The organism is Sulfuriferula plumbiphila, assembly GCF_009938015.1.
Taxonomy (GTDB): Bacteria; Pseudomonadota; Gammaproteobacteria; order Burkholderiales; family Sulfuriferulaceae; genus Sulfuriferula; species Sulfuriferula plumbiphila.
Genome location: NZ_AP021884.1, coordinates 822,800 through 837,943, shown reverse-complemented (window position 1 = coordinate 837,943; position 15,144 = coordinate 822,800). Strand labels below are relative to the sequence as shown.

Genomic DNA, 15,144 nt, shown 5'->3' with positions numbered 1-15,144 from the left:
GTGGTCTTTTTGGCAATGTTGACTAGACTGGGAAGCAAAGTGTCCGATCCTCTGGAGTGCCTGTCCACACCAGCGCGCCATCCGGCAAATAGACCCTGATGAAAAACAACTTGTCCGGTACATCCGATGCGGGTCCATTCCACACCGACACGAGCCTGCAGGATCGTCTGCGCGCACTGTGGCGACTGGCCACGGATCGCACCCTGGACGAGATACAAAAAATCGACGCCATGCTCGAGGCTGCAGCACAGGCGATGAACATGGAAACCGCGCTGGTGGGTGAAGTCGACCAGCATTACACCCTGCGTTATTTATTCGATGCCACCGGAGTGTTCCATATGCCGTGGCAGATCGCGTTGCATGACTCGATTTGTCATGCAGTGGCGACCACCCAGAACAGCCTGTGCCTCCCCAACCTGAGTCTGGATAGACACTACCGCGCACATGCATTGCTCACCCAGTCGGGCTTTCATGTGTATGTGGGCACACCGATATGGGTAGGCGAGCAGCTCTACGGCACCTTGTCATTCATGCATCGCACACCGCTGCTGGCCGAATGTTCACAAGACGATATCGCATTTGTCGAACTGCTTGCTGCCTGGTTCGGGCAGTTTTTGCTGCAGAAGCGGCAGCGCGAAGAACTCAAGGCACTGGCGCTCTCCGATCTGCTCACCGGCTTGCCTAACCGTCGCGCTGCAGAAACCCGGCTGGCTGAAGAATTCGCGCGCACCCAGCGCAGCGGCGAAGCGTTTGCTATTGCAATTTGCGACCTGGACCGGTTCAAGCTGGTGAATGACCACTACGGTCATGAAACCGGCGATACCGTACTGCAACAGGCCGCCGCCATATTGCTTGGACAGATGCGCGATGGCGACTGGATTGCCCGTTGGGGTGGCGAAGAATTCTTCATCTACCTGCATAATGTGGACGGCATACAGGCGTTTGCGGTGATGGACAGGCTGCGCCAGGCATACGGGCAACACCCTGTTGCAACGCCGCATGGTAGCCTGGATCTCACCCTGAGCGCCGGTGTAAGCGTATGCAAGGGTGACGACAAGAATCTCACACGAATCCTGGCCGAGGCCGACAGCGCCTTGTACGAAGCCAAGAATGGCGGGCGCGACCGCGTGGTTTTGCACCAGATGGCGCAGCGCGGACTGCTTTGGCATGCCGGGGAACTGCAATCCGCCTTGCAGGACAAGCGCATCGTCACGGCCTATCAGATCATGGTGGATCTCACCACCAGCGAGCCGGTCGCAGACGAAGCGCTGGCCCGCTTGATCGGCAAAACCGGACGTGCGGCGCCTGCCGCTGAATTCATCGAAGCCGCAGAAGGGCTGCACCTGATCCATCTGGTGGACCAGAGCGTCACCCGCCAGGCCATAATGCGCTGTGCCGCGCGCCTGGATGCAGGCGCCACGCCGGAATTCGCCCACTTTGTGAATTTGTCACCGCAATTCCTGGCGCGCGGCGATCTGGTCAAACAGCTGCTTGAACACACTCAGCAGATTTGTGGCAGCTGCGCGGCAGCACGGGATGAGGTCAAACCCCTGGTGTTCGAAATTACCGAGCGCCAGTACATCGCCAACTTCGAGCTCCTGACGCGCGAGATACAGCCGCTGCTGGATTCCGGCTTTCGTCTGGCGCTGGACGATTTCGGCAGCGGCTATTCCTCGTTTCTGTACCTGGCCAAGCTCCCCGTCAGTTTCCTCAAAATCGAAGGCTGGATGGTGGCTAATTTACGTCACAACTTGAAAATTCGCGACATGATACAAAGTATCGTTGACCTGTCTCGCAAACAGGGCATTACCACCATTGCAGAAAACATTGAGGATGCCGAGACGGCGGAACTCCTGCGCGAAATGGGCGTCAACTGGGGGCAGGGTTACCACTTCGGGCGTCCGCAATTCGATACATCGACGGTCTGACCTGCACATCAGCAATTTCCCATAATTTGCCCGATGCGCAGCTTCACCGCATAATCAACTGATATCCAATAAGCTTGGGAGTACATAAAAATGAGCGTATCCAAGGGTCAATTGCTGCAGGACCCCTTCCTCAACGCCCTGCGCAAGGAACACGTGCCGGTCTCCATCTACCTGGTGAATGGCATCAAGCTGCAGGGGCATATCGAGTCGTTTGACCAATACGTTGTACTGCTCAAAAACGCGGTGACACAGATGGTATACAAACACGCCATTTCCACCGTGGTGCCGGCACGCGCGGTCAACCTTCGTCCGGAACAAGGCGCTGAATAAATCCTCCCGGCCTGACCGCCACCAGACGTATCCGCTGGTAGCCTGCGGTCTGGCCAAAATTAAAATTATTGTGGTGCGTTTCCATGTTTGAACGTCATGCCGGTAGCGAGCGCGTGGTGCTGGCCAGCCTGGATTTTGGCGAGCCGGATTACGCCGACAGCGTGGAAGAATTGCAGCGCCTGGCTGAAAGTGCCCAGCTCGATGTGGCAGGGCTGATCGAAGGGCGCCGTGCCCGGCCTGACGCCGCGCTATTCGCCGGCAGTGGCAAAGTGGATGAAATCGCCACCATGGTGCGCGCCACCGACGCCGGTGTGGTGATTTTCAACCATGCCCTGTCCCCCGCCCAGGAGCGCAACCTGGAAAAGCTGCTGGAGTGCCGGGTGGTGGACCGCACCAGCCTGATTCTGGATATTTTTGCGCGCCGCGCGCAGAGTGCTGAAGCTCAGCTGCAAATCGAGCTCGCCCAGCTCGGGCACATTTCCACGCGCCTGGTACGCGGCTGGACTCACCTGGAACGCCAGAAAGGCGGCGTCGGCCTGCGCGGCCCGGGTGAAACCCAGCTGGAAACCGACCGCCGCCTGATTGGCAAGCGTGTCAAGCTATTAAAGGACCGGTTGGCCAAGCAGCATCGCCAGCGCACCATACAGCGCCGTGCGCGCAGTCGTGGCCGGGTCATGTCAGTGTCGCTGGTGGGCTATACCAATACAGGCAAATCCACGCTGTTCAACACGCTTACCCACGCCGGCAGTTATGCCGCCGACCAGCTGTTCGCCACCCTTGATACCACCACGCGCCAGCTGTATCTGCCCAATGCAGGCGAAATCGTGCTGTCCGATACAGTCGGTTTCATCACCCGGCTACCGCATACTTTGGTGGAGAGTTTTCGCGCCACCCTGGAAGAAACCATCCAGGCCGACCTGCTGCTGCACGTGGTGGATGCCGGCAGCCCGAATCGCGACAAGCAGATCGCCGAGGTCAACAAGGTGCTGGCAGAAATCGGCGCGCTGCACGTACCGCAAATTCTGGTAATGAACAAGATTGACCTGGGTACGATAGAACCCGGCGTCGAGCAGGATGAGTATGGTAACATTACGCGCATCAGAGTGAGCGCCAAAACCGGCGCAGGCATTACCGCGTTGCGTGATGTGCTGACGCAAATGTCGCAGCGCCACCGCGAGCCTGCAGCCCCGCAATTGAGCACCGCCATCATCAACAACGAATATCATCCAGAACTGGATTAAAACCATGGCTTGGAACGACCCACAATGGGGCAAAAAAAACGAAGGACCGCCGGATCTGGATGAGCTTTGGCGACGCTTTACCGCCAGGCTCAAGGGCTTGTTTGGCGGCAGAAAAACGCCCGGCGGCAATTCCGGCCCGAATGGCTTCGGGGCTGCCGGTCTGGGCATTGTGGCAGCGATCATCGTCGCAGTGTGGCTGGCCAGCGGGTTTTACATTGTGAATACCGGCGAGCGTGGCGTGGTACTCCGTTTCGGCAAATTTATCGAAACCACCCAGCCCGGTCCCAACTGGCATTTGCCGTGGCCGATTGAGAGCGTACAGGTAGTGAATATCGAGCAGGTGCGTACCGTGGAAATCGGCTATCGCAACAACGTCAAAAACAAGATGTTGAAAGAATCGCTGATGCTCACCGATGACGAAAACATCATCGACATCCAGTTCGCCGTGCAATACACCCTGAAAGACCCGGAAGATTACCTGTTCAACAACCGCTCCCCGGATGATGCTGTACGCCAGGTTGCCGAAAGTGTAATGAGCGAAATCGTGGGCAAGAGCAAGATGGATTATGTACTCTACGAAGGCCGCGCCGATGTCGCTGCCCGCGCCACCAGGCATATCCAGGATGCGCTCGATCGTTACAAGACAGGCATCAGTATCAGCAAGGTCACCATGCAGAATGCACAGCCTCCCCAGGAAGTGCAAGGCGCATTCGATGACGCGGTAAAAGCCGGGCAGGATCGCGAACGTCTGAAGAGCGAAGGTCAGGCTTATGCCAATGATGTCATTCCCAAAGCACGCGGCATGGCCGCACGCCTGGCTGAAGAGGCTGCTGGCTACAAGCAGTCGGTGATTGCCAATGCCGAAGGCGATGCCAGCCGCTTCAAGCAGATACTGGTGGAATACAGCAAGGCGCCGGTGGTAACGCGTGAGCGCATGTATCAGGACATGATGCAGCAGGTATTGTCGAATACCACCAAGGTGCTGGTAGACAGCAGCAAAGGCGGCAATAACCTGCTTTATCTGCCACTCGACAAGCTGATGCACATGTCCGGTCAGGGCACTTCCCCCGCGCCGGTCATGCTGGATACCACACCCAAGCCCGGCACGGCACCCACCACTCAGGACGACAGCCACTCGCGCAATACCTTCCGCAGCCGTGATCGGGAGGATCGGCCATGAAACATTTCAATATCCTGATCGTAGCCGTGCTGGTTATCCTGATACTGGCCAGCCTCACCATGTATACCGTGGATCAGCGCCAGAATGCGATGGTATTCCAGCTAGGTGAAGTCGTCGCCGTGGACAAACAGCCTGGCCTGTATTTCAAGCTGCCACTGGTGCAGAACGTGCGTTATTTCGATACCCGCGTGCTTACCCTTGACCCGGCCGAGCCAGATCGTTTCATCACCTCGGAAAAGAAAAACGTGCTGGTGGATTACTTTGCCAAATGGCGCATTATTGACATCAGACAGTATTACGTCAGCGTCGGTGGCGATGAAACACGTGCCCAGACGCGCCTGCAGCAGACCATCAACGATGGGTTGCGCGCCGAGTTCGGCAAACGCAGCGTGCATGACGTGGTATCGGGTGAACGTGATCAGATCATGGCCACGCTGCGCCAGAAAGCCGACCAGGATGCGCGCAAGATCGGCGTGCAGGTGCTGGATGTGCGCCTCAAACACGTGGATCTGCCGCAGGAAGTCAGTGAATCGGTGTACCGGCGCATGGAAGCGGAACGCAAACGCGTGGCCAACGAACTGCGTTCCACCGGCTCCGCAGAAGCCGAGAAAATCAAGGCCGACGCCGACCGCCAACGTCAGGTGATCATCGCCAACGCCTACCGCGACGCCCAGGCCATCAAGGGCGAGGGCGATGCCAGGGCCAGCACCATCTACGCCACCGCCTACTCGAAGAATCCCGAGTTCTACGCCTTCTATCGCAGCATGGATGCGTACCGCCAGAGCTTCAAGAGCAAGAGTGACGTGCTGGTACTCGAGCCTAACAACGCCTTCTTTAAATACATGAAATCACCCAATGCGGGCAAATAGGCGATGAGCAGTGGCAAGCTCCCGGCAGCAATCGCACTGAAACGGGTGCTGGAAGGCGCGCTGCCGCTACAGCCACCCAATTTATGGCATGAGACGTTTCGCAAGATGATCGTGCCGCACGATGGCCAGTTGCGCTTCGTGGGGCTCGCGTCTATGCTCGGCGGTTTGATAATCCTGCTTGCATCTCACTCCCATGCATAACTGGCTATTACCTGAATATATCGAAGACCTGCTGCCGCCGGTCGCCTGGCGCCTGGAATACCTGCGCCTCAGTACCCTCAATCTGTTCCGCACCCACGGCTACCAGCTGGTCACCCCGCCCATGCTGGAGTATCTGGAATCCCTGCTCACGGGTACCGGCAGCGACCTCGACACGCGCACCTTCAAGCTGGTGGACCAGCTGTCCGGGCGCATGATGGGTTTACGCGCCGACATCACCCCGCAGGTGGCACGAATCGACGCACACCTGCTCAATCATCAGGGCGTGACGCGCCTGTGCTACGCCGGTGTGGTTGTGCACACCCTGCCCGAGGGCATGAATCGCTCGCGTGAACTGCTGCAAGTAGGTGCCGAGCTTTACGGTCACAGCAGCTACGAGGCGGACGTGGAAATCCAGCGCCTGATGCTGGAAGCATTGACCCTGGCCGGCGTCGGCGACCTCTATCTGGATATTGGCCATGTCGGTGTATTCAGCGGGCTGATGGCTTATGGGCACGTGCCGGCGGAAAAAGAAACCGCCCTGTTTCAGGCATTGCAGGCCAAAGATACCCCGGCCATCCGTGATTTGACGCATGGTATGGACGAGGCAACCCGCGCCGCATTTATCGCGCTGCCCACGCTCTATGGGGGGCTGGAGGTGCTCGACGAAGCATTCCGCATTCTGCCCAGCAGTCTGGAAATCACCCAGGCACTGGAACAATTGCGCGCCATCGCAAATGAACTCAAAGGCAGCGCCAGAATCACCATTGACCTGGCCGAACTGCGCGGCTACCACTACCACAGCGGCGTGGTGTTCTCCGCCTATGCCGGCAGTCATACCAGCGTGCTGGCACAGGGCGGGCGCTATGACGAGGTCGGAAAATCGTTTGGTCGCGCACGTCCCGCCACCGGGTTTAGCCTGGACCTGCGCGAAATTGCCACGCAGTTCTGGCGCGCACCAGGCACAAAAGGCATCCTCGCACCCTACCTCAAAAACGCCAGACTGGCGGAGAAAATTCAGCAGCTGCGCAGCAGCGGTGAAATTGTAGTCGTCGAACTGCCCGGCCACGAAGCGGATCGCAGTGAACTCAACTGCGACCGCATATTGCTCGACAACAAGGGCGAATGGGAAGTCGTCCCTCTGGCAAAATAATTTTTGATAAACCGTTTGGATAACAACATGACCAAGAACGTCGTCGTCATCGGCACGCAGTGGGGAGATGAAGGCAAGGGCAAGATCGTGGACTGGCTCACCGACCACGCCCAGGGCGTGGTGCGCTTCCAGGGTGGCCACAACGCCGGGCATACGCTGGTGGTGGCCGGCAAAAAAACCGTGCTGCATCTGATCCCGTCCGGCATCCTGCGTGACAACGTCACCTGCTTTATCGGCAACGGTGTGGTGGTATCGCCGCAGGCATTGCTGGAAGAAGTGGACATGCTGCAAGCAGCAGGCGTCAACGTGGCGTCACGCCTGAAAATTTCCGAAGCCTGCCCGCTGATCCTGTCGCACCACATTGCCCTCGACCAGGCACGCGAGCTCGCCAAAGGCGCGGGCAAGATCGGCACCACCGGACGCGGCATCGGCCCCGCTTACGAAGATAAAGTGGCGCGCCGCGCCATTCGCCTGCAGGACGTATTCCACCGCGAGCGCTTCGCTGCCAAGCTGGGCGAGGTACTGGATTACCACAACTTCGTACTGAAAAACTATTTTCACGCCGAACCGGTTGATTTTAGCCAGTCGCTGGAGGAAACCCTGCGGCTGGCCGAGCGCATCAAGCCCATGGTGGCCGACGTACCGCGTCTGCTGTATGAGGCCAACCGGGCCGGCAGCAACCTGCTGTTCGAGGGCGCGCAGGGCACGCTGCTCGACATCGACCACGGCACTTATCCTTTCGTCACCTCCAGCAACTGCACCTCGGGCGGCGCGGCAACCGGTGCAGGCGTTGGGCCGCATACCCTGCACTACGTGCTGGGCATCACCAAGGCTTACACCACGCGTGTCGGCTCCGGCCCTTTCCCCACCGAGCTGTTTGATGACAATGGCAGATACCTGGCCGAACGCGGCCATGAATTCGGCTCCACGACCGGACGCGCGCGGCGCTGCGGCTGGTTTGACGCTGCGGCATTAAAACGTTCGATCCAGATCAATGGCGTATCCGGCCTGTGCGTGACCAAGCTCGACGTACTCGACGGCATGGAAACGCTACGCGTGTGTGTAGGCTACAATCTGGACGGCGGCTTCTCCGACATCCTGCCGGTGGGCGCCGAAACGCTGGCCAAGTGCGAGCCGGTATATGAGGAAATGCCTGCGTGGAAGGAGAGTACCGTGGGTATCAAGCGTTACGAGGATCTACCCGGAAATGCGCGCGCCTATCTCAAACGCATGGAAGACTTGTGCGAAGTACCGATCGACATTATCTCCACCGGCCCCGACCGCGAAGAGACGATTGTGCTGCGTCACCCGTTTAACTGAACTACAACGCCGTATTCGTCCCATACGGATACGGCATTCAAGGCAATACGAATGACTGAATTCGGACTGGCGCTACAGGAAAACACAAAAGGGCAGCTGGCGCTGCCCTTTTGTGTTTGGTGTACTGCTAATCTGGTGCCCAGAAGAGGACTCGAACCTCCACAGTGTTGCCACCGCATGGACCTGAACCATGTGCGTCTACCAATTCCGCCATCTGGGCTGGAAAGACGCGCATTATAAATGAACAAGGATACTTGTCAATGAAAAAACCCACGGCACAAGCCGAAACCACGCCCCATACCGGCCTGCGCGCGACTGATCCAAATCTGGAGCGCGAACGCGAACGCTACGAGCACCCCCTGCCCAGCCGCGAATTCATCATGGACGTATTGCGCCAGCAGGGGGCGCCGCTGCAGCCGGAAACACTGGCTGAACTACTCGATATCACCCCCGACGAGATCGACCTGTTTGCACGCCGCCTGCGTGCCATGGAGCGCGATGGCGAGTTGATGCAGAACCGGCGCGGTGACCTTTGCGTAGTGGAAAAACTCGACCTGATCAAAGGCCGCGTCGAAGGTCACCCCGATGGTTTTGGCTTCCTTTCACCTGACGACGGCAGCGACGATCTGTTTCTGTCGTCGCGTGAAATGCAGAAAGCCATGCACGGCGACCGCGTCATGGCGCGCGAAATCGGCGTGGATCGGCGCGGGCGGCGCGAAGGCAAGATAGTCGAAGTGCTGGAACGCGCCAACACCCACATCGTCGGGCGCCTGCTGGTGGAGCACGGCATCATGCTGGTGTCCCCGGAAAACAAGCGCATCACTCAGGACATTCTCATCCCCCCCGGCAATGAAGGCAGCGCTCAGACCGGCCAGGTAGTCACGGTTGAGATCATCGAGCAGCCCGCCAAATACGCCAAACCCATGGGACGCGTGGTGGAAGTACTGGGCAGCTACGCCGACCCCGGCATGGAAATCGAAATCGCACTGCGCAAGCATTCCCTGCCCTATATCTTCCCCGAGGCCGTGGAAAAAATCGCCAGGAAACTGCCCAGGAAAGTGCTCAAAAAAGACCATGCCGGGCGCGAAGACATCCGTCACCTGCCACTGGTGACCATCGACGGCGAAACCGCACGCGATTTCGACGACGCGGTCTATTGCGAGCCGCAAGGCAAAGGCTTCCGCCTGGTGGTGGCGATCGCCGACGTGTCGCACTATGTACAGCCCGGCGATCCGCTCGATGCGGAGGCCTACAATCGCGGCAATTCGGTGTATTTCCCGCGGCGCGTTATTCCCATGCTGCCGGAGGAACTGTCCAACGGCCTGTGCTCGCTCAACCCGCAGGTTGAGCGGCTATGCATGGTGTGTGACATGCAAATCGGCGCGCTCGGCGCGGTGAAGGAATACCGCTTCTACCCCGCCGTGATGTACTCGCACGCGCGCCTTACCTACAACCAGGTGTGGGACTGGCTGCAACACCCGCAAAACGCCGGTGCCCACGGCGACCTGTTGCCGCAACTCAACGACCTCTACACGCTGTTCAAAGTGCTGTTGAAAGCACGCGGGCGGCGTGGCGCGATTGATTTCGAGACGCTGGAAACGCAGATGATTTTCAACGACGAGAAAAAAATCGAGCGCATCGTCCCGGTCACGCGTAACGATGCCCACCGCCTGATTGAAGAATGCATGCTGGCTGCCAACGTGTGTGCGTCGGATTTCCTGCAAAAGAAAAAACAGCCCGCGCTGTACCGCATACACGCAGGCCCCACCCCGGAAAAACTCGCCGCATTGCGTGAATTTCTGACCGAATTCGGCTTTGCGCTGGGTGGCGGCGATGACCCGCAGGCCAGGGACTACGCCGCCCTGCTGGAAAAAATCAAAGGCCGCCCCGATGCCGCCCTGCTGCAAACCGTGATGCTGCGCTCTCTGCAGCAGGCGGTATACAGCCCGGACAGTGTCGGCCACTTCGGCCTGGCTTATGAACATTACACCCACTTCACTTCGCCCATCCGGCGCTATCCCGATCTGCTCATCCACCGCGCCATCAAGGCCGCACTGAATGGCGAAAAATACCAGCCCGGCAACTGGGTGGAACTGGGCGGACACTGCTCGATGACCGAGCGCCGTGCCGACGACGCCACCCGCGACGTGGAAGCCTGGCTGAAGTGCTTCTACATGCAGGATCGGGTCGGCGAGGAATTCCCCGGCACCATTTCCAGCGTGACCGGCTTCGGCATTTTTGTGGCACTCGACGACATCTACGTGGAAGGCCTGGTGCACATCTCCGAACTGGGCAGCGATTACTTCCACTTCGACAAGGCGCGTCACCAGATTCTGGGCGAGCGCACCGGCACGCGCTATCGCATGGGCGACCGGGTACAGGTGAAAATCGTACGCGTGAGTCTGGATACCGCACGCATTGATTTCACCCTGGCCGGCGCTAGCCGTCCCACCCAGACAGCGGTGCAAGACCAGTCCCATGGCGGCAGCAAACAGCCCAAAAAATCAGCTGCCGGTAAACCATCCCACACCCAATCGGCTGCCGCAACCAGCGAGCCGGCGAAAAAATTGCGCCGGCGTCGCAAATCCAGCAAGGGAACGCACTAAATGGCCGGTATATTGATCTACGGTTTCCACGCCGTGACCTCACGTCTGCGCCAGAACCCAGCCAGTGTCGAGGAAATTTTCGTGGATGCTGCGCGCCAGGATGGACGCGCGCGCGAGCTGCTGGAACACGCCAAAACCCTTGGCGTCCGTGTCTTGCAAGTGGACGGCAAGCGCCTCGACGGCATCGCCGGCGGCCCGCGCCACCAGGGCATTGCCGCGCGCGTGACGATGGTGCAACAGCCGCGCCACGTGGATGAAGTGCTCGAAGGCCTGCAAGGCGACCTGCTGTTGCTGGTGCTCGACGGCGTGCAGGATCCGCACAACCTCGGCGCCTGTCTGCGCGTGGCTGATGCGATGGGCGCCAACGCCGTAATCGCGCCCAAGGACCGCGCCGTCGGCCTCACCCCCACCGTGGCCAAAGTAGCCTGCGGCGCAGCAGACACCGTGCCCTACCTCACCGTCACCAACCTCGCCCGCGCGCTGCGCGACGTCAAGGAATATGGCGTGACGATCGTCGGTGCCGATGGCGCAGCGCAAACCGAATTGCCGGCAGCCGGTGTCGGCGGCTCCGTCGCCTGGGTGCTGGGAGCCGAAGGTGGCGGCCTGCGTCGCCTCACCCGCGAGCACTGCGACGTGCTGGTGAAAATCCCCATGTACGGTACGGTGGAAAGCCTTAACGTGTCGGTGTCGGCGGGCATCTGCCTGTATGAAACCAGGCGTCAGCGCATAACCAGCAGTCATGATCAATAACGCCGAAGCCTGGCGCATCCTCGATGACGCCGATCTGATTTACTCGGAGGCCGAGGTACAGGCAGCCATCACCACCCTGGCTGCCGCCATTAGCGCGCGCTTTAAAGATACCACTCCGCTGCTGCTCTCGGTGATGGGCGGCGCGGTGGTATTTACCGGGCAAATTTTACCCAGGCTGTACTTCCCGCTCGATTTCGACTACGTGCATGCCACCCGCTATGGCAAAACCACGCGCGGCGGCGAGCTGGAATGGATCGTCGGGCCGCGCGAATCGGTGGCCGGGCGCAGCGTGCTGCTGCTCGATGACATTCTCGACGAAGGCCATACCCTGGCCGCCATCCGCTCCCGCCTGCTGGCGATGGGTGCCGCTGAAGTTGCCTGCGCCGTGCTGACCGAAAAACACACCGGGCAGAGCAAACCGATCCGCGCCGATTTTGTCGGCCTGGTATTGCCCAACCGCTATGTATTCGGCTGCGGCATGGATGTGGAAGGCGCGTGGCGCAATTTGCCGGCGATCTATGCCATGAAAGACGGCCAAACCTGATTACCTCGATTTTTTCTGAGGCTCATGCAAGTTTATTCTGTCAAACCTGCTCAGCTGTACTTGATAGAATCACTGTTCATTGCCTTATATTTGGAGTGCGAAATGCGTAAATTCCTTGCCTTATTCCTGACCCTGTTGCTGAGCATGAGCATGATTACCACCGACGCCTACGCCAAGCGCTTTGGCGGCGGCAAAAGCTTCGGCAAGCAACGTGAAAGCATCAGCCAGCAGGCCGCACCGCGCGCGCCCGCCGCACCTGCTCCTGCAGTCCCGGCAGCGGGGGGTAATAAGTGGCTCGGTCCTCTGGCTGGTCTTGCAGCGGGCGGCCTGCTCGCCTCGCTGTTCATGGGTGGCGCCTTCGGCGGTATCAAGCCGATGGATATCCTGCTGATGCTGGCACTGGCTGCCGGCGTGTTCTTCATCATGCGTGCCATGCGCCGTAAATCAGCCGAACCACAAGCCACCGCCTATACCGCCCATGGCCAAAGCATCCAGGTACCGATGCCGGTGAGCAACGCCGGGCTGCCCATGGGCAGCCCGGCAGTCGCACCTGTTGCCAGCAGCCGCCCCGACTGGTTTGACGACGCCGCCTTCGTGCGCGACGCCAAGGCCCATTTCATTCGTCTGCAAGCCGCTTACGATGTGGCCGATCTCAACGACATCCGCGAATACACCACGCCCGAAGTATTTGCCGAGATCAGCCTGCAAATCCAGGAACGTGGCGCCAGCGCGCAAAAAACCGACGTCACCCTGCTCAATGCCGACATGCTCGATGTGGTCACCGAAGGCAGTCTGGTCATCGCCAGCGTGCGTTTCCATGGCCTGATCCGCGAAGAAGCCAACGCCCCCGCTGCGCCGTTCGACGAAATCTGGAACATCCAGAAATCCGCCACCGACCGAACTGCACCGTGGTTCGTCGCCGGCATTCAGCAGGCACAATAGGCTCATGCTCGCCATTATCGGAGGCACCGGCCTCACCCAGCTCGCCAACCTGGAAATCACCCACCGGCAGGTCGCCCGCACTCCCTACGGCGAGCCTTCCGGGGCGCTGACCTTCGGCAACATCAACGGGCATGAGGTGATTTTTCTGGCGCGCCACGGCTACGGCCACACCATTCCGCCGCACGAGGTCAACTACCGCGCCAACCTGTGGGCGCTGCAGGAGCAAAAAGTCAGTCACATCGTATCCGTGGCCAGCGTGGGTGGCATCCACCCCGATCTCACTCCCGGCGCGCTGGTCGTCCCCGACCAGATCATCGACTACACCTACGGCCGCAAGCACAGCTTTTACAACGGTGGCGACAAATCCGTTACCCACATCGACTTCACTGAGCCCTACAGCCCATGCATGCGCGCCAAAATCATGGCCGCCATCGCTGCTGCGGGGGAGCGCGCGATTGATAGCGGGGTTTATGCCGCTGTGCAGGGTCCGCGCCTGGAAAGCGCCGCCGAAATCAACCGCCTGGAGCGCGACGGCGCCACCATGGTGGGCATGACCGGTATGCCCGAAGCCGCCCTGGCGCGCGAACTGGGTCTCAATTATGCCGCCATCGGGGTCGTCGCCAACCACGCTGCCGGGCGCGGCAACAGCAAAATCGCCATCAGCGGCGCCGAAGTACAAACGACCCTGGCACAAGCCATGGAGCGCGTGCGCACCGTGCTGGCGCACCTGGTGGCGCTGCATAACGAAGGATAAAGCGGGATATGGATTCTTTATAGGCAGACTCAGCCCTGCGTACAACACACACGAACTTCCTTCGGCACAACTTTGAGTTGATCAGACGGGAGGTTGCGGACAGGGTAAGCCTCTGAAATTAACCACGCTCCCGCGGTCAGTGCCGTTTTCAGGATGAATGAGCATTTTCAGTTTCGGAAATCAGGCCGAACACCCCACATCGTCATCGTCCAGTGCCAATAAACCCGAATTCACGTCGGCAATGATTTGCCTGGCCGCGACAGAGAATTCACTCGGCACCTGCAATCTGACCCCACCGGCTGCGATGGACAGCAGCGAGTATGTCTGATTGATATTGACGTCTGCCACAAACGACGGAATGCCTTCCGCCTCCAGCAGAGCGCTCAGTATGAGCATCTCGGAACTGTCCAGTGAGCGTGCAACCGTTACAAATTCCATGCTTTCATCCATGACGCGCTCCTTATGTTGCGGCGTTGCCTGGTACACAATAGCTCTTCCGTCCAGTTCCTCTTTTGCCACTTTCATGGCCAGGTCAGTCTATGTTCTCGACCCCATTCTTCGAAGAGGTATCTCTCAGCCAGTTCATCCCGAGGAGTGGTCAAACCGGATCCAAAAATAGCCAACGTTAAAACCCGGCTGTGTAGCAAAAGCAAGCCGGTATGGCCCACAGAAATGCCGTATCAAGCGCAATCAGCGGAACAACACCAAGAACACACACGTTGCAGTGACGACCCCAAGCACACCGCAGACGCCCAGCAGGGCGCGTGTGCGGACGCGCAGTATATCCACTGCCTGGACCAACTGGGCATTTTGCTGCGCAAGAGACTTGATCAGTTCTGACGACAGCAGCACTTCTTTGTGAAGCTCCGAGGCCAGCAACTCAAGCGATTGAACCCGGGCATCGAGAGCCGACAGACTCCTCGACTGCGACGAGGCTTTCTCTGCAGCATGATCATTACTGCGTTGTTGTTGCGCCGGCTTCCCGGTAATGATGCTCCATAGCTTCTCCGCTCCCTGAACAATGTAAGGCGCCGCAGTCAGCACGTCAGCCCACGGAATAATTTTGAATGTCGTGATCCAGCTTATTGCCATGTCGCCATCTCCTCGAAAGCAATGCCGTCCAACATCGCACATAAGGGGCATCTCCGGAGTGAAGGAGCTGCATCCTGTCTTATGCCGTTTTGCCTTATCATTTCAATGATGCAATCCAATCCATCCATCGCGTGCCCGCAGAGCTCAAGCATTACACTACCTGTTCCACTTGCAGGCAACGCACTTTGTGCATCTGCGTCTGCAGTCATCTCGTCACGGAAAGAGCCAACATGAGCG

General features: G+C 59.2%; 15 protein-coding genes and 1 tRNA gene. 13 read left to right on the top strand and 3 right to left on the bottom strand.

What is annotated here, in order from left to right; genetic code table 11:
• The first annotated feature begins 98 nt into the window (after positions 1 to 98).
• From GZH91_RS04495 to GZH91_RS04460, 8 genes are all read left to right on the top strand, one after another.
• Entirely contained in the window at positions 99 to 1,928 is a 1,830-nt protein-coding gene (locus GZH91_RS04495) for a putative bifunctional diguanylate cyclase/phosphodiesterase (protein WP_147071206.1), read from the top strand.
• A gap of 90 nt (positions 1,929 to 2,018) precedes the next feature.
• Complete coding sequence (hfq, locus tag GZH91_RS04490) at positions 2,019 to 2,258, top strand: RNA chaperone Hfq (protein WP_147071208.1); 240 nt, start codon at positions 2,019 to 2,021, stop codon at positions 2,256 to 2,258.
• An 83-nt stretch (positions 2,259 to 2,341) separates the two neighbouring features.
• The gene (hflX, locus tag GZH91_RS04485; RefSeq protein ID WP_147071210.1) at positions 2,342 to 3,499 is read left to right on the top strand and encodes a GTPase HflX; all 1,158 of its coding nucleotides are present in this window, start codon (positions 2,342 to 2,344) and stop codon (positions 3,497 to 3,499) included.
• 4 nt (positions 3,500 to 3,503) lie between these two features.
• Entirely contained in the window at positions 3,504 to 4,679 is a 1,176-nt protein-coding gene (gene hflK / locus GZH91_RS04480; RefSeq protein WP_147071212.1) for an FtsH protease activity modulator HflK, read from the top strand.
• A complete protein-coding gene (gene hflC, locus GZH91_RS04475; RefSeq protein ID WP_147071214.1) occupies positions 4,676 to 5,548 on the top strand; it encodes a protease modulator HflC in 873 nt (290 codons plus the stop codon). Before hflK ends, hflC begins: the two co-directional genes overlap by 4 nt.
• Before the next feature lie 3 nt (positions 5,549 to 5,551).
• On the top strand, positions 5,552 to 5,749 hold the full coding sequence (locus tag GZH91_RS04470; protein ID WP_147071216.1) for a DUF2065 domain-containing protein: 198 nt from the start codon (positions 5,552 to 5,554) through the stop codon (positions 5,747 to 5,749).
• Positions 5,742 to 6,899, top strand: a complete 1,158-nt coding sequence (locus tag GZH91_RS04465; protein ID WP_147071218.1) for an ATP phosphoribosyltransferase regulatory subunit — start codon at positions 5,742 to 5,744, stop codon at positions 6,897 to 6,899. The genes GZH91_RS04470 and GZH91_RS04465 overlap by 8 nt, the downstream gene beginning before the upstream one ends.
• Positions 6,900 to 6,926: 27 nt before the next feature.
• Positions 6,927 to 8,219, top strand: a complete 1,293-nt coding sequence (locus tag GZH91_RS04460) for an adenylosuccinate synthase (RefSeq protein ID WP_147071220.1) — start codon at positions 6,927 to 6,929, stop codon at positions 8,217 to 8,219.
• Between the two features lie 133 nt (positions 8,220 to 8,352).
• On the opposite strand, the gene GZH91_RS04455 is transcribed toward GZH91_RS04460, so the two are convergent.
• Positions 8,353 to 8,439: transfer RNA gene (locus GZH91_RS04455), tRNA-Leu, on the bottom strand.
• 40 nt (positions 8,440 to 8,479) lie between these two features.
• Between GZH91_RS04455 and rnr the strand changes: the two genes are divergently transcribed.
• The 5 genes from rnr (at position 8,480) to GZH91_RS04430 (ending at position 13,815) form a co-directional block, all read left to right on the top strand.
• Positions 8,480 to 10,825, top strand: a complete 2,346-nt coding sequence (gene rnr / locus GZH91_RS04450; protein ID WP_147071222.1) for a ribonuclease R — start codon at positions 8,480 to 8,482, stop codon at positions 10,823 to 10,825.
• Complete coding sequence (gene rlmB, locus GZH91_RS04445) at positions 10,826 to 11,575, top strand: 23S rRNA (guanosine(2251)-2'-O)-methyltransferase RlmB (protein ID WP_147071224.1); 750 nt, start codon at positions 10,826 to 10,828, stop codon at positions 11,573 to 11,575.
• Entirely contained in the window at positions 11,565 to 12,119 is a 555-nt protein-coding gene (locus GZH91_RS04440; RefSeq protein ID WP_147071226.1) for a hypoxanthine-guanine phosphoribosyltransferase, read from the top strand. Before rlmB ends, GZH91_RS04440 begins: the two co-directional genes overlap by 11 nt.
• Before the next feature lie 102 nt (positions 12,120 to 12,221).
• Positions 12,222 to 13,061, top strand: coding sequence for a Tim44 domain-containing protein (locus GZH91_RS04435; RefSeq protein WP_147071228.1), 840 nt, complete (start codon positions 12,222 to 12,224; stop codon positions 13,059 to 13,061).
• A 4-nt stretch (positions 13,062 to 13,065) separates the two neighbouring features.
• Positions 13,066 to 13,815, top strand: coding sequence for an S-methyl-5'-thioinosine phosphorylase (locus GZH91_RS04430; RefSeq protein ID WP_147071230.1), 750 nt, complete (start codon positions 13,066 to 13,068; stop codon positions 13,813 to 13,815).
• Between the two features lie 180 nt (positions 13,816 to 13,995).
• On the opposite strand, the gene GZH91_RS04425 is transcribed toward GZH91_RS04430, so the two are convergent.
• Both GZH91_RS04425 and GZH91_RS04420 read right to left on the bottom strand, forming a co-directional pair.
• Positions 13,996 to 14,265, bottom strand: a complete 270-nt coding sequence (locus GZH91_RS04425; RefSeq protein WP_223264493.1) for a putative signal transducing protein — start codon at positions 14,263 to 14,265, stop codon at positions 13,996 to 13,998.
• Positions 14,266 to 14,505: 240 nt separating this feature from the next.
• The gene (locus GZH91_RS04420) at positions 14,506 to 14,907 is read right to left on the bottom strand and encodes a hypothetical protein (protein ID WP_147071231.1); all 402 of its coding nucleotides are present in this window, start codon (positions 14,905 to 14,907) and stop codon (positions 14,506 to 14,508) included.
• Between the last annotated feature and the right edge of the window lie 237 nt (positions 14,908 to 15,144).

Excerpts from the sequence above, each read along its gene's own strand:
- GZH91_RS04495 (WP_147071206.1), top strand. The coding sequence starts at position 99 with ATGAAAAACAACTTGTCCGGTACATCCGATGCGGGTCCATTCCACACC.
- hfq (WP_147071208.1), top strand. The coding sequence starts at position 2,019 with ATGAGCGTATCCAAGGGTCAATTGCTGCAGGACCCCTTCCTCAACGCC.
- hflX (WP_147071210.1), top strand. The coding sequence starts at position 2,342 with ATGTTTGAACGTCATGCCGGTAGCGAGCGCGTGGTGCTGGCCAGCCTG.
- hflK (WP_147071212.1), top strand. The coding sequence starts at position 3,504 with ATGGCTTGGAACGACCCACAATGGGGCAAAAAAAACGAAGGACCGCCG.
- hflC (WP_147071214.1), top strand. The coding sequence starts at position 4,676 with ATGAAACATTTCAATATCCTGATCGTAGCCGTGCTGGTTATCCTGATA.
- GZH91_RS04470 (WP_147071216.1), top strand. The coding sequence starts at position 5,552 with ATGAGCAGTGGCAAGCTCCCGGCAGCAATCGCACTGAAACGGGTGCTG.
- GZH91_RS04465 (WP_147071218.1), top strand. The coding sequence starts at position 5,742 with ATGCATAACTGGCTATTACCTGAATATATCGAAGACCTGCTGCCGCCG.
- GZH91_RS04460 (WP_147071220.1), top strand. The coding sequence starts at position 6,927 with ATGACCAAGAACGTCGTCGTCATCGGCACGCAGTGGGGAGATGAAGGC.
- rnr (WP_147071222.1), top strand. The coding sequence starts at position 8,480 with ATGAAAAAACCCACGGCACAAGCCGAAACCACGCCCCATACCGGCCTG.
- rlmB (WP_147071224.1), top strand. The coding sequence starts at position 10,826 with ATGGCCGGTATATTGATCTACGGTTTCCACGCCGTGACCTCACGTCTG.
- GZH91_RS04440 (WP_147071226.1), top strand. The coding sequence starts at position 11,565 with ATGATCAATAACGCCGAAGCCTGGCGCATCCTCGATGACGCCGATCTG.
- GZH91_RS04435 (WP_147071228.1), top strand. The coding sequence starts at position 12,222 with ATGCGTAAATTCCTTGCCTTATTCCTGACCCTGTTGCTGAGCATGAGC.
- GZH91_RS04430 (WP_147071230.1), top strand. The coding sequence starts at position 13,066 with ATGCTCGCCATTATCGGAGGCACCGGCCTCACCCAGCTCGCCAACCTG.
- GZH91_RS04425 (WP_223264493.1), bottom strand. The coding sequence starts at position 14,265 with ATGGATGAAAGCATGGAATTTGTAACGGTTGCACGCTCACTGGACAGT.
- GZH91_RS04420 (WP_147071231.1), bottom strand. The coding sequence starts at position 14,907 with ATGGCAATAAGCTGGATCACGACATTCAAAATTATTCCGTGGGCTGAC.